General features: G+C 32.2%; 19 protein-coding genes. 10 read left to right on the top strand and 9 right to left on the bottom strand.

The window, feature by feature from the left end:
• Window position 1: 1 nt before the first annotated feature.
• Together ACUSJC_RS01005 and ACUSJC_RS01000 are read right to left on the bottom strand one after the other, a co-directional pair.
• Window positions 2-976, bottom strand: coding sequence for an MlaD family protein (locus ACUSJC_RS01005; RefSeq protein WP_449267686.1), 975 nt, complete (start codon window positions 974-976; stop codon window positions 2-4).
• Between the two features lie 131 nt (window positions 977-1,107).
• Entirely contained in the window at window positions 1,108-2,226 is a 1,119-nt protein-coding gene (locus ACUSJC_RS01000) for an N-acetylmuramoyl-L-alanine amidase (RefSeq protein WP_449267685.1), read from the bottom strand.
• A gap of 123 nt (window positions 2,227-2,349) precedes the next feature.
• On the opposite strand from ACUSJC_RS01000, the gene ACUSJC_RS00995 reads away from it, so the two are divergent.
• Together ACUSJC_RS00995 and ACUSJC_RS00990 are read left to right on the top strand one after the other, a co-directional pair.
• Complete coding sequence (locus ACUSJC_RS00995; RefSeq protein WP_449267814.1) at window positions 2,350-5,052, top strand: putative LPS assembly protein LptD; 2,703 nt, start codon at window positions 2,350-2,352, stop codon at window positions 5,050-5,052.
• 15 nt (window positions 5,053-5,067) lie between these two features.
• On the top strand, window positions 5,068-5,448 hold the full coding sequence (locus ACUSJC_RS00990; RefSeq protein ID WP_449267684.1) for a RidA family protein: 381 nt from the start codon (window positions 5,068-5,070) through the stop codon (window positions 5,446-5,448).
• A gap of 32 nt (window positions 5,449-5,480) precedes the next feature.
• On the opposite strand, the gene ACUSJC_RS00985 is transcribed toward ACUSJC_RS00990, so the two are convergent.
• From ACUSJC_RS00985 to ACUSJC_RS00965, 5 genes are all read right to left on the bottom strand, one after another.
• Window positions 5,481-5,864 carry a methylglyoxal synthase gene (locus tag ACUSJC_RS00985; protein ID WP_449267683.1) on the bottom strand — a complete coding sequence of 128 codons (384 nt, stop codon included), beginning with the start codon at window positions 5,862-5,864 and terminating at the stop codon, window positions 5,481-5,483.
• Window positions 5,865-5,916: 52 nt separating this feature from the next.
• Entirely contained in the window at window positions 5,917-6,768 is an 852-nt protein-coding gene (locus tag ACUSJC_RS00980; RefSeq protein ID WP_449267682.1) for a BadF/BadG/BcrA/BcrD ATPase family protein, read from the bottom strand.
• Between the two features lie 79 nt (window positions 6,769-6,847).
• Complete coding sequence (gene gap / locus ACUSJC_RS00975) at window positions 6,848-7,855, bottom strand: type I glyceraldehyde-3-phosphate dehydrogenase (protein WP_449267681.1); 1,008 nt, start codon at window positions 7,853-7,855, stop codon at window positions 6,848-6,850.
• 39 nt (window positions 7,856-7,894) lie between these two features.
• On the bottom strand, window positions 7,895-8,881 hold the full coding sequence (gene pfkA, locus ACUSJC_RS00970) for a 6-phosphofructokinase (protein ID WP_449267813.1): 987 nt from the start codon (window positions 8,879-8,881) through the stop codon (window positions 7,895-7,897).
• A gap of 126 nt (window positions 8,882-9,007) precedes the next feature.
• Complete coding sequence (locus tag ACUSJC_RS00965) at window positions 9,008-13,522, bottom strand: translocation/assembly module TamB domain-containing protein (protein ID WP_449267680.1); 4,515 nt, start codon at window positions 13,520-13,522, stop codon at window positions 9,008-9,010.
• An 88-nt stretch (window positions 13,523-13,610) separates the two neighbouring features.
• Here ACUSJC_RS00965 and tsaD point away from each other — a divergent pair, with 88 nt between their 5' ends.
• The 8 genes from tsaD (at window position 13,611) to ACUSJC_RS00925 (ending at window position 20,578) form a co-directional block, all read left to right on the top strand.
• The gene (tsaD, locus tag ACUSJC_RS00960; RefSeq protein ID WP_449267679.1) at window positions 13,611-14,633 is read left to right on the top strand and encodes a tRNA (adenosine(37)-N6)-threonylcarbamoyltransferase complex transferase subunit TsaD; all 1,023 of its coding nucleotides are present in this window, start codon (window positions 13,611-13,613) and stop codon (window positions 14,631-14,633) included.
• An 18-nt stretch (window positions 14,634-14,651) separates the two neighbouring features.
• On the top strand, window positions 14,652-15,356 hold the full coding sequence (locus tag ACUSJC_RS00955) for a 16S rRNA (uracil(1498)-N(3))-methyltransferase (protein ID WP_449267678.1): 705 nt from the start codon (window positions 14,652-14,654) through the stop codon (window positions 15,354-15,356).
• 82 nt (window positions 15,357-15,438) lie between these two features.
• On the top strand, window positions 15,439-16,077 hold the full coding sequence (locus ACUSJC_RS00950; protein WP_449267677.1) for a DUF4159 domain-containing protein: 639 nt from the start codon (window positions 15,439-15,441) through the stop codon (window positions 16,075-16,077).
• 17 nt (window positions 16,078-16,094) lie between these two features.
• Window positions 16,095-16,604, top strand: coding sequence for a TrmH family RNA methyltransferase (locus tag ACUSJC_RS00945; protein ID WP_449267676.1), 510 nt, complete (start codon window positions 16,095-16,097; stop codon window positions 16,602-16,604).
• Window positions 16,605-16,710: 106 nt separating this feature from the next.
• A complete protein-coding gene (locus ACUSJC_RS00940) occupies window positions 16,711-17,682 on the top strand; it encodes a zinc metalloprotease (RefSeq protein WP_449267675.1) in 972 nt (323 codons plus the stop codon).
• A gap of 58 nt (window positions 17,683-17,740) precedes the next feature.
• Window positions 17,741-18,826, top strand: coding sequence for an AI-2E family transporter (locus tag ACUSJC_RS00935; protein WP_449267674.1), 1,086 nt, complete (start codon window positions 17,741-17,743; stop codon window positions 18,824-18,826).
• Window positions 18,827-18,830: 4 nt separating this feature from the next.
• Window positions 18,831-20,009 (top strand): THUMP-like domain-containing protein, encoded by a 1,179-nt coding sequence (locus ACUSJC_RS00930; RefSeq protein ID WP_449267673.1) that lies wholly within the window; start codon window positions 18,831-18,833, stop codon window positions 20,007-20,009.
• A gap of 2 nt (window positions 20,010-20,011) precedes the next feature.
• On the top strand, window positions 20,012-20,578 hold the full coding sequence (locus tag ACUSJC_RS00925; protein WP_449267672.1) for a hypothetical protein: 567 nt from the start codon (window positions 20,012-20,014) through the stop codon (window positions 20,576-20,578).
• Window positions 20,579-20,597: 19 nt separating this feature from the next.
• Here ACUSJC_RS00925 and ACUSJC_RS00920 read toward each other — a convergent pair whose 3' ends face one another.
• Window positions 20,598-21,506, bottom strand: a complete 909-nt coding sequence (locus ACUSJC_RS00920; RefSeq protein ID WP_449267671.1) for a patatin-like phospholipase family protein — start codon at window positions 21,504-21,506, stop codon at window positions 20,598-20,600.
• A complete protein-coding gene (locus ACUSJC_RS00915; protein ID WP_449267670.1) occupies window positions 21,506-23,584 on the bottom strand; it encodes a M1 family metallopeptidase in 2,079 nt (692 codons plus the stop codon). The genes ACUSJC_RS00920 and ACUSJC_RS00915 overlap by 1 nt, the downstream gene beginning before the upstream one ends.
• Window positions 23,585-23,588 lie beyond the last annotated feature (4 nt).

The raw sequence follows: 23,588 nt of genomic DNA, 5'->3' as shown, positions 1-23,588 counted from the left end.
ATTACTTATTATTGATTTGTTCATTATTTTCGTTTAGTTCCGGTGCTTCATAAGGTTTGTTCTTTTTTCCAAAAACAGACACATTGATATAGCGTGTAGGGTGTAATCTTAAATCTTGTAACAACAATTCTAATTCTTTAGAAGTCTTAGTGAAATTGTTATACAAAGTTTCGTCTTTCATTAGTTTTCCCATTGTACCTTTCCCCTGCTCCATGTCGTTCATCAACTTATCTACATTTGCTAAGGTTTTTTCAAGGTTTTTCACAGTTTGACCTAAATTAGCTTTCGATAACGAATCAGAAAGTACTGCAAAATTAGCCGTTGTTTTATCGATATTAGAAACCGTATTACTTAATTTTGTTTTATTTTCAGCTAACAACTGATTTAAGCTTTTAGATGCTGCACTAAATTCAGTCATAGTTTTGTTCAACTCAGCAATACTGTTTTGCAAATTGCTTTTCGTTTTTTCGTTTAAAACATCATTGAAATTAGTAAAAAGTACATTAGAATTATCTAATAATTTCTCAATCTTGTCTTTTAACGGCTCTATTTGTTTTGCCAAGGCATCTGTTAAACCTAATTTTGAAGACGCTTTTAAATAATCTCCTGATTCTGCCAATTGTTGATCTTCATCATTAGCTATTATCACAATTTCTTTTCCTCCAAGAGGCGAACTTCCTGTAAGTTCAGCAACACTCGTTTTTGAAATAGGGTAATTAGATGTAATTGACATTTCAACCACTACTTTTCTATTGTCAAGAAATTTATACGAATTTACTTTTCCAACGGTTACTCCTTTTAATTTAATAAGCGAAGAAGGCTCCAAACCTTCTACTGAATCATAAACTACATATAGTTTTTTGCTCGTATCGAAAAGGTTTTTTCCTTTTAAGAAATTATATCCCCATATAAATAATAAAATAGCAGAAATAACTAAAATAGCGGTCTTAATTTCTCTTGATAGTTTCAATTTCATTCAATTTAATTTTCAATTTCCGAAAATGAATATTCATTTTCAGTTGTAGCTATAAAAAACATTTAAATACTATTTTTTCTATCACTACTATTATAAAGCGTTTGATTTTTTAACAAAAATAAAACTTTATTTTATTTAATTGCATCCGACACACTAATTTTTACTCCGTCTTTATAAGCAACTATAAATGCTGAATTATAGCCTTTTGCTTTTGCTTCTTTAAGTCGTTGTTGAGCATCGTCATAAGAAGATTCATTTCCGTAGAAATATTTATACAAAGAACCTTCTTGATCTCTGGAAATAGTTCGTAATCCTTTAAAATTTGAAGCCTTAGTTTCTAATTTTCTTCCGCTTGCTGCAATTTGTACTTTAAATACTATTCCTTTTTCGGATATTTTTGTTGAACTAGTAGAATTTGTAGTATCTTTTTTATCATTAGTATATTCAATCTCTTTAGAACCGGAAGAGGATACTTCGCCATTAAAGTATTCCTTTTTATATTCCAGAATAGCATCAACAATAGCTTGTGCCATTTCGTCTTTTCCTTTGTCTGAATTCAGATAAGAACCTTCTGCTTTGTTCGATAAAAAACCTAATTCAATTAAAACACTTGGCATGTAAGAAGCATCTAAAACCCAAAGTGGTGATTGTTTTACTCCTCTACTATTTCTTTTTAAATTTTTAGTAAACTTTGTTTCTAAAATAGATGCTAAAGCAATACTTTGATCTAAATATTCTTCCTGAAGAATTTTTAAACCGATTAATGTCTCCGGTTTGTTAGGATCAAATCCATTATACTTTTCTTTATAATCTTTCTCCAAAAGGATTACAGAGTTCTCTTGTTTAGCTACTTCTAAATTAGTTGAGCTTCTATTCAAGCCCATCACAAAAGTTTCAGTTCCAAAAGGAGCCAAATTTTTAACTGAATTACAGTGAATCGAAACAAATAAATCAGCATTGTTTTCATTTGCTACTTTAGGTCTGTCACTTAGTTCTATAAAAATGTCTGTTTTTCTTGTATATAATATTTCGATATCAGAATATTTGTCTAAATACTTCCCGACAAGGAGTGTTGTTGCCAGAGCAATATTTTTTTCTACATAACCATGATATGAATTTCCGGGATCTTTTCCTCCATGCCCTGCATCTAATACTATCTTAAATTTATTTTTATGTTGCGCATTTGCATTTTGAAACAGGCTGATAACCAACACTAAAATCAACACTCTTACGCCAATATTTCTTTTCATATCCCTAAAGGTTTTTACTTACTTCGTTATAATTTTATTAAAAGCTTATTTTTGCAAAAAAATATATGTAAGTTTGACACGCAAAAAGCACGCCAAATTTTTACAAAAATACTATTTATAGGATTGCATAACAAGTTATTTAATATCGTTTTATTAGCATATTTTCTAACAATTGGAAACTATTCTCTTTTTTCGCAAGAAATAAAAGCTGCTGACTCTATTCATGTCTCTAAAGATTTATTTGAGAAAAGTAAAGATTCTGTAAAAACAACAGTTCAAGACAGCACTAAAACAATTCAAGACTCTGTAAAAAAAGATAGCATTACCCAAAAAAAGGCTTCTTTAGAAGGGACTGTAAAACGAATTGCCAAAGACTACGAAAAACTAGATCAAAAAAAGAAACAGCTTACCTTATATAATGAAGCCGAAATTTATTATACGGATATTGAACTAAAATCGGGTATCATTGTTTTGGATTATGAAAAAAGTGAGGTATATGCCGGAAGAATTAAAGACAGTGCTGGTAATTACACTCAATATCCTGTATTTAAACAAGGGAGTAACGTTATTGAGCCCGATTCTATTCGTTTTAATTTTAAAACAAAGAAAGCTTTGGTCTGGAACTCAAGAACCAGTCAAGGCGAAATGAATATTAAAGCTGAGATTTCTAAACGAGAAAATGATTCTGTTTATTTCATGAAAAATGCCAGAGTAACTACCTCTAAAAATATTGATGATCCAGAATATTATTTCCTTATCAGAAAGGTAAAATTTGTACCGAAAAAGAAAGTTGTTGCAGGGTTAACTAATATGGTAATTGCGGATGTTCCAACACCTATCGGGCTTCCATTTGCTTATTTCCCTATGACAGAGGAAAGTGTTTCCGGTTTTATTATGCCTACTCCGGGACAATCTAATCAACAAGGGTATTTTTTACAAAACGGGGGATATTATTTTGCTTTGAGTGATTATTACGACTTGGCAGTCTTAGGAGATTACTATACCAATGGTAGTTATGGTCTTCGATTTGAAAGTAGCTATGCAAAACGATATAAATTTAATGGACGAGTTAACTTTAGATTTGAAAATAATATTCAAAGCGAAAGAGGTCTTCCTGATTATGCCGTTTCAAAACAATATAATATTCAATGGAGTCATAGTCAAGATGCGAAAGCAGCAGCCAATTCACGCTTCTCTGCTTCGGTTAATATGGGTAGTAGTAAATATTATAGACAGTCTGTAAATATGTACAACGTTGGTTCAAGTTTAAACAACAACTTGAGTTCTTCTGTTTCTTATTCTAAAACTTTTCAAACTGTTCCGCAGGTTAATTTATCCGTTTCTGCAACTCACAATCAAAACACGAATACAGAGCAGATTAATATGACTTTGCCTACTTTACAATTAAGTGTAGATCGTATTTATCCGTTTGCTCCAAAAGAAGGTACTAAAAAAGGATTTATAAAAAATATTAATCTTCAATATAATTTAAACGCACAAAACAGAATCACTACTTATGATTCTTTATTCTTTAAACCTCAAATGTTTAGAGATGCTAAAACAGGCTTTCAGCACACCATTCCTCTAGCGACAAATTTTAAAATTTTTAAATATTTCAGTGTTTCAACATCTGCAAACTATAATGAAGTTTGGACATTAAATACTATTAAAAAGTATTTTGATCCGCTCCAAAATGAAGTAATTACTGAAGATATTAACGGATTTGATGCCTACCGAACTTATAATTTCAGCACGGGAATAGGAACCTCAATTTATGGTACTTACACCTTTGGCGAAGAGAAAAAGATTCAAGCTATACGTCACGTAATGCGTCCCAATGTATCTTGGGGATACACACCAAGTTTTTCCAAATATTATGATACCTACTCTATTGATGCCACAGGAAACAATTATTTAGAATATACCAAATTTGCCGAAAGTATCTATGGTTCACCAAGTAAAACTTACGCAAGTAGTGTTGGAATATCCTTAAACAATACTTTAGAAGCAAAAGTAAGGGATGATGAAAGTAAGGATGGTACTCCTAAAAAAGTAATGCTTTTAAATAATTTGAATTTTTCTACCAGTTACAACTTAGCTGCTGACTCATTAGCCTGGTCTCCTGTAAGGGTTTCCGGAGGTACTCAGTTCTTCAAACAAAAAATGAATGTAAATTTTGCAGCAACTTTGGATCCTTATGCAATTGATAATTCCGGAACAAGAATTAATACATTCAATATAGATAATGGCGGTAGCTTGTTTCGAATGACTAGCGCTAATATGACCTTAAATTATGCTTTCTCTAGTAAAGATTTAGAAGGAGGAAATGATAAAGACAAGGAGAGCATTGATAATCAAACAGCTAGAAATGGTGGTAGAACTGATGATTTATTCGGTACAGGTAATGACCTAAGTGATAATCGCCAGAGCATGTTCAATAAAGACAAAGACAGTAAAGACGGGAATTCTGATTATGAGTGGTATAATACTAAACTTCCATGGGATTTACGAATAGCTTATTCTGTAACTTATAATAATAGTAATCGTCAGAGTGAAATTTCATCTAATTCATTGATGGCCTCCGGAAATATAGAAATGGCTCCCAGATGGAAAGTAGGATTCTCTTCCGGTTATGATTTTAAACAAAAAGGAGTAACTTTTACACAATTGCGTTTTGAACGTGATTTAGAAAGCTGGAGAATGAGTTTTAACTGGGTTCCTTTTGGCACTAATACATATTGGGGATTCTTTATCGGAATCAGTTCTTCTATGCTGAGTGATATTAAATGGGAAAAACGTCAATTACCAGATCGTGTTTTTAGATAATCAATAATTTATAATATGAAAAAAATTGTCTTCACCGAAAAAGCTCCGGCTCCTATTGGACCTTACAATCAAGCAATATTAGTTGAGAACACTTTATATACTTCAGGGCAAATAGCTATTAATCCAGTAAACGGAGAACTTGTTTTGGATTCTATTGAGATAGAAACAGCGCAAGTAATGCAAAATCTAAAAGCCATTTTAGAAGAAGTCGGAATGACTTTTGAAAATGTTATCAAGTCAACTATTTTCATCAGTGATATGGGAAATTTTGCCAAAATAAATGAAGTATATGGCAAATATTTTGACGAAAAAACAGCTCCGGCAAGAGAGACCGTTCAGGTAGCGTATTTACCTAAAAATGTGAATATAGAAATTTCAGTAATTGCAATACGATAAAAAAGGAAGCTTTTGCTTCCTTTTTTATTTACTTATTCAAGGGTTAAGGCATTCAATAATAACTGAGCCGTTGCTTCATTCGTTGCCAAAGGCACATTGTGTACATCACAAATTCGGATTAACATACTAATATCAGGTTCATGTGGATGACTCGAATTAGGATCTTTAAAAAAAAGTACCATTTTAGTTTTACCTTCTGCTACTCTCGCAGCAATTTGAGCATCACCTCCTAATGGTCCTGAAAGCATTTTTTTTACTTTAATACCTATAGTTTCTACTTTTCCACCAGTAGTTCCTGTTGCTATGATCTTCACATTCTCTTTAATCAAAAGATTTTTGTTTTTATTGATAAACTGAACCATTTCAGCTTTTTTGGCATCATGGGCAATTATTGCAATCTCATAAGGTGTATTCATATATTTTACTTTTTTGTAAATATAAAAAAACCACGTTAAAACGTGGCTTTACTTATTTATTTAAAACGTGATATTCTATTAATCCATCAATAGGTCTTCTTAAAACATTTCCTAATATTATACCGTGTTTATCTAAAATCTCTTTTAATTCGTCTTTCAAATAAAAACCAATTGAACCAACGAAATGAACAGGGATTTCTTGATAATTCTCAAATTGCTTGATATAGTTTTCAACAAAAGCTTCCATTTCTTTAAAAATAAAAGCACGACAAAAATCGGTATCTTTATGTTTAATCAAAAATTTAGCAAATGTTGCCAAATAGGCATTTGGATTGGGCTCTTTATATAGTTTGTTTTTTACAAAGTCAGCGTCAACATTGAATTCGGTTTCAAATTCTTTTGCTAAAGATTCCGGCATTTTGTTGAAGAAATAAGCACGTAACAAATGACGTCCAAAACGATTTCCACTACAATCGTCCATAGCAATATAGCCTAAAGATTGTACTTTTTGGTGTAATTCTTCGCCATCAAAATAACTACAATTTGAACCGGTTCCTAAAATACTGATAATAGCTTTCTGTCCTTTTGGTGCTGTCGCATAAGCAGCTGCATAAGTGTCTTCATGAACATTTACATCTGCATTTACAAAATAACCCTTAAAAACATCTGCCAAAAAGTTTTTCATTCTGTCAGTTCCACAACCTGCTCCGTAAAAAAACAAATGTGTTGCTTTTTGTTTATTGTGCGAAATATCGAACTTATCACTCAGTCGTTTTTCAACTTCTTCTTTTGACAAAACTTCCGGATTTAAACCAAGTGTTTGAGTGGTAAACAAAATTTTACCATCATTATCTATAGCAATCCAGTCGGCTTTCGTTGATCCGCTATCTACTATTAATTTCATTTTGTTAGGGCGTTAAGGTAAATTTAAAAAAAATCCTTTGCCTTGATAACAAGGACAAAGGATCAAACTACTACTCTTCTTATAAAGAAGCAATGTGTACAGATAAATCTAACAACTTACTCGAATATCCATACTCATTATCATACCAAGAAACTAGTTTAAAGAACGTTGAGTTCAAACCAATTCCTGCTTTAGCGTCTACGATTGAAGTACGAGAATCTGAAACGAAGTCTTGAGAAACTACATCATCTTCTGTAAATCCTAAGATTCCTTTCATTGAAGTTTCAGAAGCTTCTTTTAAAACTTTCATAATTTCTTCGTACGAAGTTTCTTTTGCCACTTTTACGGTTAAATCTACTACTGAAACGTCAGCTGTAGGAACGCGCATTGACATACCTGTTAATTTTCCGTTCAATTCAGGAATTACTTTACCTACTGCTTTTGCAGCACCTGTTGAAGCCGGAATAATATTTAATAAAGCCGCTCTACCTCCGCGAAAATCTTTTCTTGACGGTCCGTCTACTGTTAATTGAGTTGCTGTAGTAGCGTGAATTGTAGTCATTAACCCTTCAACAATTCCAAAATTATCATTGATAACTTTAGCTAAAGGAGCCAAACAGTTTGTTGTACATGAAGCATTTGATACAATTACATCAGCAGCTGTTGCTTTTTCATGATTTACTCCCATTACAAACATTGGAGCATCTGCAGAAGGAGCCGAAATTACAACTTTTTTAGCACCTCCTTTAATATGAGCTTCAGCAGTTGCCAAAGTCGTAAAAATACCTGTACATTCTGCTACTACATCTACATCTACTTTTTCATCGTCCCATTTAATTAAAGTTGGGTCTTTTTCGGCAGTAACTCTGATGAATTTATCATTTACATAAAGCTGACCCTCTTTCACTTCAACTTTACCATTGAATCTTCCGTGAACTGAATCATATTTTAGCAAATAAGCCAAATGATCTACATCTAATAAATCATTGATTGCTACTACTTCTATATTATCTCTGTTCATTGATTCTCTGAAAACAATTCGACCGATTCTTCCGAATCCGTTAATACCTAATTTTACTTTTGACATTTTTATTGTTTTTAATTATTATCCTTTTCTTCTCTAATGTTAAATAGACATAATATCTGAAACGCGTAATAACTCGCGATCAATTTCATAATGTCCTTTAATAGCTTGCTCCAGTGGCGTTAATTCTACTTTATCATTGATTAAACCAACCATAAAATTGGATTTTCCTTCTAAAATAGATTCAACAGCTTTAACGCCTAATCTTGATGCCAAAACACGGTCAAAACAAGAAGGAGAACCACCACGTTGCATGTGCCCTAATACCGATACACGAACATCGTATTCCGGTAAATTCTCGTCTACATAATCTTTTAGTTCGAATACGTTTTTACCAATTTTATCCCCTTCTGCTACAACAACAATACTAGACGATTTACCTGCTACTTTACTTCTTTCTAAAGATTCTAATAAACGTTCTAATCCTAAATCTTCTTCGGGTATTAAAATTTCTTCAGCACCTGCACCAATTCCTGCATTTAAAGCAATGTGTCCGGCATCTCGTCCCATTACTTCTACAAAGAATAAACGGTTATGTGAACTGGCAGTATCTCTAATTTTGTCAATAGCTTCTACAACTGTATTCAAAGCAGTATCGTATCCTAAAGTATGACTGGTTCCGTAAATATCATTATCAATAGTACCCGGAATTCCCATTACCGGAAAACCATATTCTTTATTGAAAATCTCTGCTCCGGTAAAAGAACCATCACCTCCAATAACTACTAATGCATCTACTCCTATTGACTTTAAATTTTCATAGGCTTTTTTTCTTCCTTCGGGAGTCATGAACTCCTTTGAACGAGCCGATTTTAAAACAGTCCCCCCTTTATTGACAATGTCTTTTACAGAACGAGGTCCCATTTCTTTAAAATCGCCTTCTATCATACCTTGATAACCTCTGTAAACACCAACACATTCCACTTCATGAAAAGCACAAGTCCTTACTACTGAACGAATAGCAGCATTCATTCCAGGAGCATCACCGCCAGATGTTAAAACAGCAATTTTCTTAATATCAGATGACATATTTTTCATTTTGTTATGTAAATTTAGAAAAGGAAATTAATAAAAAATAATTATAGTGGGTATTTTTTATTGTTTTATTAAAATTCAAACGTTTTCGTTGATAACTTTTCAATAAACAGTAAATTTTTACTCTATTTCTGGAACTTTTTGAACTCCATCTTGTTCGTTAGTATCTGACTTACGTTGTTTTCTATCGTTAATGAAATTCATGAAATCAGGAGGCAAATCGGAATCAGGTATATCACTAGAAGAATCACTAGAAGAATCTTCTTCTTTTTTAGCTTTAAATACTTTTTTAATCAATTCTCTAAAGGTATCAAAATCGACACTATAAGTCAAACCAATTCCTTGTGTATAACCAATTCCTTCTCCTATATAGTTAATATCATTTTCTTTATTAAATACTCGTGCTTTAAACGATCCGTCTTTACTCAACTGCATTTGTGCCTCAACATTACCCACTAAAGCTGATTGCGTAACTCCGCCTACAGGTACTCCTAATTTACCGTTAATCGTAATTTTATCATTGATTTGGGTATTTAAAGTTACCCCTACCCGATCAGAAACCTGATTAATTCTATCTCCCTGACTATAATCGAATCCCCAGCGCATTTTACTGTCTTCATCTGTAAAAATATCATTAAATAAAGAGCTAGCTCGTTCAAATAAAGGGCCATAAGCGGCATTTCCTGCTGTTTCCGCTGTCACAAAGGATCCTGTAGAAAGTAAAGCAAAAGCTTGTGTTTGACGTGTATCTTTATCTTGTAAGCGGTAATCTATTTCACTTTTTAGTACTGAACTAACCGTTGGAAGATTAATATTAAAATCGGGTTGCGGATTACTTAAATTTCCATTGATCAAAATAGAAACGTCAGTATCTACTTTTCGGTTAAAAGAAGCACTTTCCAAAAGAACTCCAGGATTTGCTTGCGTATGGTAAACCGCTTCAAGATTTAATACTGCATTCATAGGCTCTCCGTCCCAACGGATAGTTCCTCCACTTTTAACTGAGAATTTTTTATCAATTAATCCGGCATATTTGAAACGATATTCTCCTTCTTCCACAATAAAGTCACCATACATTAAAAATTTACCTAAGGTATTAATCTCCATTCTCATGGAACCATATCCTCGTCCTTTCATGGAGTGACCGGATTCTCTATCTAAAATTACTTCAATTTCGGCATCGGTATCAATATCAAAATCAAAATTAAGTTCAATACCTTGATACTCGCTTTTTACCAGGGCATATCCGAATTTAGCATTCATTTTCTCTTCCTCAGTAATAAAATTCAGGAAAGAATTATCTCCTATTTCCTCAGAATCATTTACCGGAATTTTGATGGAGGTTCCTTTTTCCGATTCTCCTACTACATTAATAAACAAGGCATCTGTTGGTCCTTTAATGGACGCTGTTCCGTTCATAAATGCTGTTCCATAATAATAGACATCATCACCATCTTTTGTATCTAACGCTAAAATATTATTAGAACGAAGTTGGAGATCTATTTCCCAATTGTCAAAGGCTTCATGCTTTACGTTTCCGTTTAAAACACCGGAAGTGTTATATTTTGTATCGGTTATTCTAATATTTCTAAATAAGAACTGATGTTCTGTTACATCTACTATTGCGTTCTTTTCTAACGAATAATCAACATTTAAATAAGGTATTCGTAAACCCGAATCATTTAAATAAAGTCTTCCGTCAATTTCCGGTTTGTTAAAAGTTCCTGCAATAGTTGCTTTACCGGTTGCATTACCTCTGACATCAGAAACAATTGAACTTAATAATGGTCCGAATGGTGTTAAAGCAAATTTATCGAAAGAGGCTTCCAAATTAAGACTGGATTCACTTCCTTCATTATTAATATTTCCATCAAGTTCAAAAGTTCGTTCCCCATTTTGCCTTATGGAAGATTTCACATCAAATTGGTTGAAAGCATCATTTCCTTGTACATTAAAGACTAAATCACCAACCGGATAATTATTAATACTCAAACTATCAATTTTGATATGAGATGAAGGTTTATAAATTTTCTTATTCTGTTTTAAAGTCGTAAAACCATTTAATTTTCCTTTAAAAGTTAAACTATCTATCGACGGTGTTAGTTTTTCTAAATCAACATCATGAAAAACCAGATTCAAATTTTTCTCTGTTGAATCTCTCATAGTTCCAAAGAAACTCATGTATTGGTTATTATGAGAGAGACTCAATTTTTCAAAATCAAATTCTGTCAATTTCTTGTCGAAAACAATTTTGTTATCATTGGTTTGTTTTTCGTTGATAAACCACAAATAATCTTTAATCTGTATTTCTGATTTTTTAAATCCGACTACCGATTTTTTATCTTCATTGATGGTGTGATACAAATTCAATGAAAACTGATCTTGATTACTATTTCCTCCGTTGAACTCTGTTCTGACAAACAACGTATCATTCATGGTGATATTGATCAAATTGAAATCTGACACTTTATATTTTCCAACTCGCATACTATCCATTACTACATATGTATTATACAATGGATTTTTATTATCAATATCTACTTTTATATTGTTAAAAGAGTTTTTAAACGCTAAAACTTCCGGCGAAGTAAAATCGAGTTCAAACTTACCATCATCTCCATTGATCCTACCTTTTAATCTGGTGTTTTTAGAAATAGACACATCGGGTACAAAAACTTCAATAATTTTATTATAAATGGTAAAATCAAAGTTTAAAAACTGTTCTTTTTCTAGCTTATTCGGAACATAGTTAGCATAAAGACTTCCTATGGCATTCTCAAACATCTTCTGTACTTGATTTATTTTGTACTTTCCTACTACTCTTCCTTGTACAATGTCTGTCGAATTAACCGTAATAGTTCTCACTTTATCTTCGTCAAAACTCGAAGTAACTTGAAAATCATTAAAGAAGAACGATTTTTGAACATTTTGATACGATATATTTTCTAGAACCAGTTTTCCATCTAAATTATCCAATGAACTCCCTTTGGCATCCATGCTGATTTTTCCTTTTAAAATAGAAATAGTATCTTTTTTATTGAAATGCAAAGCATATAAATCGGCATAATCTACATTAGAGACAAAATTATAATTATTAATTTTTGAACTCATATCGATTATTCCATCGAAATCCATTCGCAAATTAGGGTCATTACTATTGAAATATCCTTTAAAATAAGGCATTTTCATAGTACCATCTACTGTAATATTGTGATAATTGTATTGGTTATAATAAAAGGATTCTATTTTCCCTTTTACCGACGTATTTAAATATTTTTGTGTAAAGCCTTGTCCGTCAACATTCGCTGATCCGGTCACAGCACCAATAGTTCTATCATTCAACAAAACTCCAATATCAAACTTATTCAGTGTTACATTTCCTTGATAAGTTGCATTGTCTATATTATCAATATCTTGAATAGCTAAATCAGCATCCACTACACCAATCGAAGAAACCATAAAAATATCAGAATCAATATATTTATCAGTCAATTCTACATCTCCTGAGATATTTACTGTTCCTAATTTAGACAACGACGTTGGTAAATTTTCTCCTAAAATACGAGGCAAAATACTTCCTAAATCAGTATAATTTGAAGCTATTCTGGTGAACTTTCCTTTTATTTTAAATGAATTTTCTTTAGCAAATAAATTTTGAAAAGTAACATTCCCAATGATTTCAGATTGTTTATTATCTAATAATTTCAGATTATGAGTCGTAAAATTATTTAACGTTCCTACAAGATGAGTATCTAAATAAAAAACATTGTCTTTCCCAAACTCATTATAAAAATAGTTCAAGTCATTTGATGCTATAGCTGCTTTTTCAAACTCAGCATCAAAAATCACTTTATTGTTAAAATCTACAAAATCTTCCCTTTTATACTTTAATTCTACTCTACCAATTATATGCGATTCTTTAGAATTCATATCTAAATCATCTAATAATATATTCTTTTTAGTATAAGTAAAATTTGATGTTAATTTTTCAATTTTTAAATCTCTATAATCCTTTAAGCTTAGTTTCTCAATAAACGCATTAACATCAGGACCTTTGATTGAGAAATTTTTTAATTTCCCTTCCAATTCTGTAAAATCCAGAAGTATTGGGTTCTGTAAATTTTGATTGATGTAACGAAAACGGCTTTCATAAACATCAAAAGAAGTTACCTTCATTCTAAATTTTCCCGAAGAAGGCGAACCATCATCAAAAGCAGCTACAAATTTGTCTAAACTTGTTTCTCCTTCCCCTTTATACTCTATAATTTTAGTATTTAAACCATGAATCGTTACATCTCCCAAATACGGATGTCCGTTTTCATATAAAGCCTTAACATTTAAAATCGACGTTTTTAGTTTTTGAATATAAAACAAAGTATCCTTATGATGATCACGAACCAAAACATCACCTAACTTTACGTTTCCAAACGGAGAAATGGCAATTCGTTCTATAGTAATATCAGTACCGAAGTCTTTATTGAGTGCATCTGTTACATATCGTCCTAAAAAAGTTTGAACGAAAGGCAACGATAATACAATTCCTAAAAACAAAAGGAATAACAAAAGGTAAATTACCGTGCGTACTATTATTTTTTTTACTTTTCTGATAGCTTTTTTTATTCGTAAATTTGCCAAGATTTTCAGCAAAAATCACAATTTAACAAAAGTAATGAATTTTGTAAGACATTTACAAACTCCATAACATCAATTTTTATGCCTTTTTATGAGTATTAACAACATTTATACCCTAGCTATTGAAAGTTCCTGTGATGATACTTCGGCAGCCGTTTTATTGAACGATAAAGTATTGTCGAATATTGTAGCGCGACAAGCCGTTCATGAAGAATATGGCGGTGTGGTTCCTGAACTAGCTTCAAGAGCACATCAACAAAATATTGTTCCGGTAGTAGATGTAGCGCTAAAAAAGGCCGGAATTACCAAAAACGATTTATCGTGTATCGCTTTTACACAAGGTCCCGGATTGATGGGGTCACTTTTAGTAGGCGGTTCTTTTGCAAAATCGATGAGTTTAGCGTTAGATATTCCGTTGATTGCTGTAAATCACATGAAAGCGCATATTTTAGCTCATTTTATTGCCGAAGAAGGTTTTGAAAAACCTACTTTTCCTTTTCTGGCATTAACAATATCCGGTGGACACACCCAAATTGTGAAAGTCAACGGCTTTTTTGACTTAGAAATCATTGGCGAGACAACTGATGATGCTGTGGGCGAAGCTTTTGACAAATCGGCTAAAATTCTCGGTTTGCCTTATCCCGGCGGACCTTTAATCGATAAATTTGCGCAAGAAGGTAACCCAAAAGCGTTTCCGTTTACCAAACCAAAAGTAGATGGATTGGACTTCAGCTTTAGTGGTTTAAAAACTCAAATTCTGTACTTCATTCAAAAGCAAGTTGCCGAAAATCCTAATTTTATTGAAGAAAACAAAGCTGATATTTGTGCTTCTATTCAACATACCATTATCACTATTTTGATGGACAAACTTAAATCAGCGGTAAAAGAAACCGGAATCAATCAAATTGCAATTGGCGGCGGTGTTTCTGCTAATTCCGGTATTCGTCAAACGTTAAAGGATGCCGAAAAGAAATACGGTTGGAAAACTTTTATTCCTAAATTTGAATACACAACCGACAACGCAGCAATGATTGGCATTGTGGGATATTACAATTTTTTAGAACATAACTTCAGTACTTCCGATGTTGTTTCTAAAGCGCGAATTGAGTTCTAACAAATCAAAAAACAACAAATGCAACTTTTCTATAACGCTGATATTCAAACTACAGATTCTTTCTTCACTTTTGACAAAGAAGAAAGCAAACATATTGTGAAAGTACTTCGCAAAACCGAAGGAGATGTCATTCATATTACTAATGGATTAGGTAATTTATTTGTTTCTGAAATTAGTATTGCTTCTGACAAAAAGTGTGAAATCAAAATCAATGAAGTTCAATCTTTTGAAAAACCAAAACACTCTTTACATATTGCGGTTGCACCCACAAAAATGAACGATCGCTTGGAATGGTTTTTAGAAAAAGCTACTGAAATTGGTATACAAGAAATCACACCTATTATTTGTGATCATTCTGAACGAAAAGTGTATAAAATAGATCGCGCTGAAAAAATCATTCAGTCGGCTATGAAACAGTCAAACCAATTCTTTTTACCAAAAATCAATGAACCCGTTTCTTTTAAAGAATTTGTTCAAAAAACTGAAGCTCAACATAAATTTATTGCGCATTGTGTAGAAACCGAACGCAAATCTTTAAAAAATTGTGTGGTTCCTGAACAAGATTACGTAATTTTGATAGGCCCGGAAGGAGATTTTTCGGAGAACGAAATTGCATTGGCATTATCAAACGGTTATCAGGCGGTTTTATTAGGAAATACCAGATTACGCACCGAAACTGCTGCTTTAGTTGCTTGTCATACGGTCGCTTTAATAAACGAATAAAATGCTTTGTAACATCGATCAGAGTCGAAGATGTCATATAAATTGGTACCGACTTCGCTCGACCTGACAAAAAAGATACAACATGAAATACAGCTACTTCATCCTATTATTATTTTCCTATTTCGGATTCGCACAAGATATTGCTTTACTGAAATATTCCGGTGGCGGCGACTGGTATGCTAATCCTACGTCGTTACCTAATTTAGTAGCCTTTTGTAACCAAAATATTCACACCAAAATAGATCCTAAAATCAGTACGGTAACTCCCGAAAGTTCCGAATTGTTTTCGTTTCCTTTTGTTCACATGACAGGACATGGAAATATTATTTTCTCCCCTTCGGAGGTTGAAAACTTAAGAAATTATATGCTTTCCGGCGGATTTCTTCATATTGATGATAATTATGGAATGGACGAATACATTAGACGAGAGATCAAAAAAATATTTCCGAACAATGATTTAGTTGAAGTTCCGGTAAATCACGCTATTTTTCAAGCACCGTACAAATTTCCAAACGGTTTACCAAAAATTCACGAACACGACAATAAACGTCCGCAAGCTTTTGGTATTTTTGTTGAAAATCGCTTGGTTTTGCTATATACTTATGAATGCGATTTAGGCGACGGTTGGGAAGATACCGAAGTACACAATGACCCGGAAAATGTTCGTTTAAAAGCATTACAAATGGGCGCCAATTTGATGTACTACATTTTCAATAATTAAGTTTTACTTTTCAAACATTGGAACAACTCAATCACTACAATACTGCTTTTCAAGAACGTAAATTTCCAATTACTGTTGTTTGTGATGCGGTTTATTTTCAACAAAATTTAGGAAGTATTTTTCGAATTTGCGAAGCAATGGGTGTTTCTAAAATTATTTTCAGCGGAGAGCAATTTGTTTTTTCCGAACGAAAAATTAATAAAACTTCACGGAATACACATAAAATTGTTCCTTATGAGATTATTCCCGACAAAAAACAGCTTATTGAACTTTTACAGGAAAACTATCATACTATAGCTGTTGAAATTACTAAAAACAGTATTCCTATCAAAAATCTTACTATAAATCAGCCTTTAAAAAAGCCCATTGCATTAATCATTGGCAATGAAATATCAGGTGTCTCAGAGGAATTATTAACAACTGTAAATCAATCTGTTCACATCAACATGTATGGTAAAAATAGTAGTATGAATGTTGTTCAAGCTTTAACAATTGCTTTATTCGCTATTACTCAAAAATTAGATTAATCTTACATTTTATGTTATTTTTTATTTTATAATTAAAAAAAATGTTATAAAATTGTAATGCTATTAGCCAGAACCAATTTTAATTAACAATTTAATTTTTTAAATTATGAAAAAGTTATTTTTATCTGTGGCATTAGCAATGATGTTATTTTCTTGTAGCAACGAGGATAGCAGTAGTAATGCAGAATTAAGTAACAACTTGGTTACTGGTAGAAATTGTGCTTCTAATGAAGTCTTAGAAACACAATTAAAAGAAAATCCTCAATTGGCTCTTAAAATGGCCGAAATTGAAAACTTTACCGAACATTTTTTAAGTAGTCATTCTACTAGTGAAATGCGTTTAGTAAATGGCAAAATTGAAATTCCGGTTGTTGTCAATGTTTTATACAAGACCGCTGCTGAAAATATTTCTTTGGCTCAAATTCAGTCACAAATTGATGTCTTAAATCAAGATTTCAATGCTACAAACTCTGAATTTAATTCGGTTCCTTCTTTATTTAGCGGAGTTAAAGCAAATGTTGGTATTTCTTTTGTCTTAGACGTTGTAAATCGAAAATCAACAAACAAAACTTCTTGGGGAACACGTGATGCTATGAAAAGCAGTCAAAGAGGAGGTCTTAATGCAACAAGTCCGGACACAAAATTAAATATTTGGGTTTGTACCATCGGAAGTGGTATTTTAGGTTACGCTCAATTCCCAGGTGGTTCTTCATCTACTGATGGTGTTGTAATTGATTCCAGATATTTTGGAACAACCGGAACTGCTACTTCACCTTTTGACAAAGGAAGAACGGCAACACACGAAATTGGTCACTGGATGAACTTGAGACACATTTGGGGAGATACAACTTGTGGAACTGATTATGTGAGCGATACACCGACTCACAATACAGCAAATTATGGCTGTCCTTCTTATCCGCACTATTCTACTTGTAGCGGAACTCCGGTAGAAATGACTATGAATTACATGGATTATACAGATGATGCTTGTATGTATATGTTTACTGAAGGACAAAAAAGCAGAATGTTAGCTGTTTTTGCAAGTGGCGGACCAAGAAACACTTTTGCTCAACCTTAAAAAAACTAAAATATTATTAAAACTCGCTTTTGCAAAGCGAGTTTTTTTATTTTTGTATATGACTTCAAAAGAACTATCAAACGGAATTCTGAGAACTATTGGCATTTTATGCCTTATTGTGTTAAGTGGATATATATTTTATCAACTTTCGACTATTGCTATTTACATCATTATTTCCTTAGTTTTAACTTTATTGACTAATCCTATTGTTCAGTTTTTAAAGACCAAACTAAAATTCAAAAATACATTAGCTGTTATAACTACATTAGTTTTGGTCTTGATTCTTTTTTCAGGAATCATTCTTTTGTTTGTCCCGTTACTAATCTCTCAAGGAGAAAACCTTTCCTTGTTAGATATTAAAACTTTGGAACAAAATTATAACGAATTGATCTCTAATTTAAGTGATTTTTTTGTTTCTCATGGATTTCATGCAGAAGACATAGCTGCAACAGATATTTTTTCTTCTTTGAACCTTAATTTTTTATCTACTTTTTTTAATAGTTTTATTTCAGTACTAAGTAATATAGGAATTGGTTTAGCCTCTGTTTTATTTATAACCTTTTTTTTGCTAAAAGAAAAGGATTCGTTTTTTAAAGCATTTAAATCTGTTTTACCTAGCGAACAAAAGGATAGAATTCTGACCTCACTTGATCAAATCAATAACCTATTAACACGCTATTTTGGAGGTTTACTTTTACAATTGACCATTATTTTAATTTTAAACTTAATTGTATTCTTAATTTTTGGTGTCGAAAACGCATTTATTATTGCCTTGTTATGTGCCATCCTAAACATTATTCCTTATTTAGGCCCTTTATTAGCAATGATAATGGCAAGTTCTTTAGTCATGTTAAGTGGCATTGGCAGCGATTTTATTAATGATGTGCTACCAACAACACTTTATGTTATTATTGGAATGTTTATTGTTCAATTAATTGATAATAACATCAACCAACCTATTATTTTTTCGAAAAGTACAAAATCGCATCCTTTAGAAATATTTCTGGTTATTTTAGCCGCCGGAACTTTATTCGGTGTTTTTGGAATGGTTATAGCGGTTCCTACTTACACAGCCTTAAAAGTAATTGCTAAAGAGTTTGTGCCTAATAATAAACTGATAAAAGCCTTAACAAAAAATATTTAATATTTTGAATATAGAAGCCTTACTGCAAAAAGAAATTCAGGATTTTATTCAGGAAAATCTTCAAAAAGACGTTACCAAAATCGCTTTACAAAAGAAAGAATTTCCTAATATTGCTTTTAATGACGTTATTCAACAACTAGCTGCCAAACAAAAAGCCGAAAAAAAATTACCCACTTGGTTTGCTGCAGCTAACATTATTTATCCTTCAAAAGTTTCTGTTGAGCAAACTTCATCCGAAAAAACAGCCGCTTACAAGGCTTCTTTAATCAATGGAAACATACTTTTAGATGCAACAGGCGGATTGGGTGTTGATGACTATTACTTTGCACAACATTTTGAAAAAGTAATACATTGTGAATGGAACGAAGAACTCTCTGATATTGTAAAACACAACGCTAAACAACTAAATGTTGAGAATTTAGAATGTTTTTCCGGAAATAGCTCTAATATTTTAGCTGAACTCAATCCGAAATTAGATTGGTTATACATTGATCCTTCACGAAGAAATGATATCAAAGGAAAAGTTTTCATGTTGAAAGATTGTGAGCCCAATGTTCCCGATTTAACCGATTTTTATTTTAAATTTACTAATAGCATTCTCGTCAAAACCGCTCCTCTACTCGACTTAAAAGCGGGTTTAAGTGAATTGAAATTTGTTCAAAAGATCCACATCATTGCTTTAGAAAATGAAGTAAAAGAATTGCTTTGGGAAATGCACAAAGATTATGACGGACCAATCACTATACATGCTGTAAACATTGAAAAAGAACATATTTCAAAAACAGAATTGAATTGGGACACAAGCTATCAAGCGAGTTATAGTAAACCTAAAAAATATTTGTTTGAACCCCATTCAGCATTATTAAAATCAGGTATGTTTGACGCTATTTCTTCTATTTTTGGCATTGAAAAACTTCATCAACACTCACATTTGTATACTACTGACGAAAATTTGGAGTTGCCCGGACGCAATTTTGAAATTAAAGAAGTCGTTCCTTTTGATAAAATACATGCTAAAACGCATCTAATCAATCAAAAGTTAAATGTTTCCACTCGAAATTTTCCTTTAAAACCGGAAGATTTAAAAAAGAAATATAAAATAAAAGACGGAGGAAATATTTATGCCTTCTTTACAACTGATATACAAAACCAAAAAATTATAGTATTTTGCACAAAAAAATAAAAATGAGATATTTTATAATACTTCTGCTTACATCATTCAGCTTATCGGGACAAACTAAAAATTGTGTTTATGATGTAGAAGAAAAAACGGATTCTACTTCTATAAAAATAATGAAAGAGCAATTATTTACTGAAAAAGTTTTTGGTTCTAAAAAAGAATTTATTCAAGCAACGCTATTGAACAGTAATGGAGTCCCGACGCTAGGTTTACAAATTATTGAAAAAAATACCATTTTTATCCCCACAAAGTGCATTGACAAAAATTCAAAGGTAATTCTACAATTAGAAAATGGAAAAATTATAACACTTTTAAGTGTAAACGAAGAAATTTGTTCTACATTAAACTATATCAGTGAAGAAAAAGCCAATGTACGTATTTTAAATGCCTATTTCGTTTTTACAAAGCATAATTATGAAGATCTTAAAAAATCGCCGGTATCATTAATGCGTATTCAATTCTCTGGTGATAAACAAGACTACATCATTCAAAAAGAAATACAATCAGAATTATTAAAGGATACTTTTCATCCTTCACATCTTTTCATTGATTATTTAAAATGTATAGAATAACAGCTCTTCTTTGAAGTTGTTATTCTTCACCTTGAATTTCTTGCGTATCAATGTCTTTTTGTTTGGCGTAATTGTAGCCTTTAATCCACCAATCTTTCATTTCATCTTTCTTAAAAATTAATGAGTTGGTAGTCAATAATGTTGGTGTATAATAAAAGTTAATGGTTGCATCTTTAACTTTTGCTTCGTATTTGCCTATCTTAATGTTTTGATATTCTATTCTGTCCATCATATAAGAAAACAAATTGGTCAATGCAGTAAACGGACTTCTGGACGGCATGCGGTTAAACAAAGGCGTTTCGGTATGTAGAATAATAGCATCAACATGGGTTGCTCCTCTTTTTATAGCTTCTTCAATGGGAACTTGTACAGCAAAACCGCCATCGGCATATTCACAGCCGTTTTTACGAACTAACGACATAAACGGAATGTAATTACAGGAAATCCAAACCCAATCGCAAAAATCTTCATAATCAAAGTCATTCACCGATTTATATTCTACTGAGTTTAATGATAAATTAGATACCGTTACTATAACTTCTTTAGTGCTTTTTTGCAGTTTTAAAAACTCTTCTTCTGTGAAAACTGTACGAATCAGTTTTCTTAAGTTTTTGCTTTCACCAAAGGTTTTAGATCCTTTTAGAAAATTACGGATTACATTAAAGTGATTGATTTCTATAGTATCTTCTCCAAAACGCTTTTTAATTTGGAACGGACAATTGCTGAAAATGCTATTTTGTGTAACTGAAGTATAAATTTCTTTTATTTTTTCTACTTCTTGCAGAGCCAAATGAGAAACCAGCAAACTCCCGGTTGATGTTCCTAAATACAGATCGTAATCTTTGTGTAAATCTTCTATCAAATATTGTGCTACTCCACCGGCAAATGCTCCTTTACTTCCTCCTCCCGAAATGACCAATGCTTTCATTATTCTGTTTCTTTTAAAAATTGAGACAATCGTTCACGTTGTTTTGCTGAAAGTTTGGGCATCAAATTCAAATAATCCTTTCTACCGTTTTCATCGGAAAGCAACCTTCTGATCTTATCTTTTCCAAATTTAACAAATTGCCACTTATGATGCATCGTTGCATCCAAAATACTAATTAATGCTTGCTCAGAAGGAATCTTTAGTGTCAAAAGTGTTTCTATAGCCGATTCTCTTACTACCATTTCATAGGGTTCCTGAGTTAACTTTTCTAGTTCAGTTATAGCTAATACCTTTTCATCATCAGCAACGTTCTCTGTAATTAATTTTAAGGTGAGATTAGCAATCTTTAAATTATAGTTTAACCCTTCCCAATCGTTGCTTAATTGTATGTAATCCAACTGGTTTTCCTTAAATCTTTTCCAAAGTTTAAACAAAACAATTTCTCTTGTTATATAAGACTGGTCATTTAAAAGACCGGTATATTGATCTTTGAATTCAAGTGGAATAAAATTAATAGTTTCAGCAACTGCCTGACGCACGCTTGTGTTATTTGTTGCTAAAGCCAATGCTATTAAATGCTTTTTCTCTTCAAAAGGAACTGACTCACACTGATATAAAATGGCCGTTTTTACAGGCGAATACACATTGGATTGCATTAGCGCTTCATAATTGTCTTTCTTATCTTGATAGGACACTTCATTTTGACTCAATATTTCATTGAATTGATTTAAAAACTGATTTCCGATTAAATACTTTTGAACTCCGTTAAAATCAAATCCTGCTGTTTCCAACCAACTTTTCTTAAAACTCGCAATATCATAATCCGGTGATATTTTTTTGATTTCTGCCAGAAACTCATCGGTATTCACATTTTTATACGCATATTTTTCCAAATAGGTTTTAACTGCTTTTCTAAAATTTTCCGCACCAATATCGCTTCTCAAAGCATGTAAAGCCCAAGCTCCCTTTTTGTAATAGGTCAACGAACTTGCCTTTTCACTTAAAACAGGTTCTTTATCCGAAGATTGCGCCTGATCTAATTGGCGTGCCATTTCCCAAAGTTGATAGTAAAAATAATCGTCTCCAAAAACCGATTGTTCCGCCAATAAAGCATAATACGTAGCAAAACCTTCCTGTAACCAATGATGTTTGCTTTCTTTTGCTGTAACCAAATCACCAAACCACTGATGTGCCAATTCGTGTGCATTGACGTTCAAATAACGTTTGTCATTATATCCGATAGAATCCACTACAAAATCCTGAGCAAATATCGTTGAAGTCGTATTTTCCATTCCCGCATATAAGAAATCACGAACCGGAACTTGTCGATAGATTTCCCACGGATATTTTATATCGATTTCTTGTTCTAAAAATTCAAAAATCTGTTTAGAATGACGATAGGTAGGTTCAAACTTTAAACTGTCTTTTCGGTCTAAGTAATATTCTAAAGTAGTTCCGGATAAAGTAGTTTCTGTTTGTTTTACAAAATTGCCGATTGCCAACATAACTAAATAAGACGCCATTGGTTTTTTCATGGAATAATTCCAATCAAAATTATGAGGTGGATAAAACTTTACTTCACCTAATTTCCCATTTGAAATATTAACATTATCCGATTTTGAATTAATTTTTAAATTAAAAATTACCTTTTCATTTACATCATCAAAACTGGGTAACCAATGACTGGTATATTTTCCTTGTCCTTGTGTCCAAATTTGATAATCTTCCGGAGTTCCTACGAAATAAAGCGTTTGCTTTGGTTTAGCACTGTAGTAAAACGTTAACTTGTTCTTCCCTTTTTTATAGCCTTTGAATACTTTTAATGCTTTCCCTGAATTCACAAATTTGACATTCTTTCCGTTGATCTTTACCTCATCAAAGTCCATTGCTACAGCATCAATACTAATGGTATCGATTTTTTTATGCACTACAAACTCATATTCTACGGTTCCTGAGATACTCTTTTCATTAAAATCAGGTTTCACAAAAGCATTACATTTTATGAAATCTATAGTTGGAAATTGTTGAGCATATAATGATGCAACCGAAAAGAATAAAAAGGCAAAATAACGTTTCATTAAA

This window comes from Flavobacterium sp. U410 (assembly GCF_053570605.1).
Note: the sequence above shows the minus strand (reverse complement) of the source record. Positions and strands in the feature narration are given on the sequence as shown.

Excerpts from the sequence above, each read along its gene's own strand:
- ACUSJC_RS01005 (WP_449267686.1), bottom strand. The coding sequence starts at position 976 with ATGAAATTGAAACTATCAAGAGAAATTAAGACCGCTATTTTAGTTATT.
- ACUSJC_RS01000 (WP_449267685.1), bottom strand. The coding sequence starts at position 2,226 with ATGAAAAGAAATATTGGCGTAAGAGTGTTGATTTTAGTGTTGGTTATC.
- ACUSJC_RS00990 (WP_449267684.1), top strand. The coding sequence starts at position 5,068 with ATGAAAAAAATTGTCTTCACCGAAAAAGCTCCGGCTCCTATTGGACCT.
- ACUSJC_RS00985 (WP_449267683.1), bottom strand. The coding sequence starts at position 5,864 with ATGAATACACCTTATGAGATTGCAATAATTGCCCATGATGCCAAAAAA.
- ACUSJC_RS00980 (WP_449267682.1), bottom strand. The coding sequence starts at position 6,768 with ATGAAATTAATAGTAGATAGCGGATCAACGAAAGCCGACTGGATTGCT.
- gap (WP_449267681.1), bottom strand. The coding sequence starts at position 7,855 with ATGTCAAAAGTAAAATTAGGTATTAACGGATTCGGAAGAATCGGTCGA.
- pfkA (WP_449267813.1), bottom strand. The coding sequence starts at position 8,881 with ATGTCATCTGATATTAAGAAAATTGCTGTTTTAACATCTGGCGGTGAT.
- tsaD (WP_449267679.1), top strand. The coding sequence starts at position 13,611 with ATGAGTATTAACAACATTTATACCCTAGCTATTGAAAGTTCCTGTGAT.
- ACUSJC_RS00955 (WP_449267678.1), top strand. The coding sequence starts at position 14,652 with ATGCAACTTTTCTATAACGCTGATATTCAAACTACAGATTCTTTCTTC.
- ACUSJC_RS00950 (WP_449267677.1), top strand. The coding sequence starts at position 15,439 with ATGAAATACAGCTACTTCATCCTATTATTATTTTCCTATTTCGGATTC.
- ACUSJC_RS00940 (WP_449267675.1), top strand. The coding sequence starts at position 16,711 with ATGAAAAAGTTATTTTTATCTGTGGCATTAGCAATGATGTTATTTTCT.
- ACUSJC_RS00935 (WP_449267674.1), top strand. The coding sequence starts at position 17,741 with ATGACTTCAAAAGAACTATCAAACGGAATTCTGAGAACTATTGGCATT.
- ACUSJC_RS00925 (WP_449267672.1), top strand. The coding sequence starts at position 20,012 with ATGAGATATTTTATAATACTTCTGCTTACATCATTCAGCTTATCGGGA.
- ACUSJC_RS00920 (WP_449267671.1), bottom strand. The coding sequence starts at position 21,506 with ATGAAAGCATTGGTCATTTCGGGAGGAGGAAGTAAAGGAGCATTTGCC.
- ACUSJC_RS00915 (WP_449267670.1), bottom strand. The coding sequence starts at position 23,584 with ATGAAACGTTATTTTGCCTTTTTATTCTTTTCGGTTGCATCATTATAT.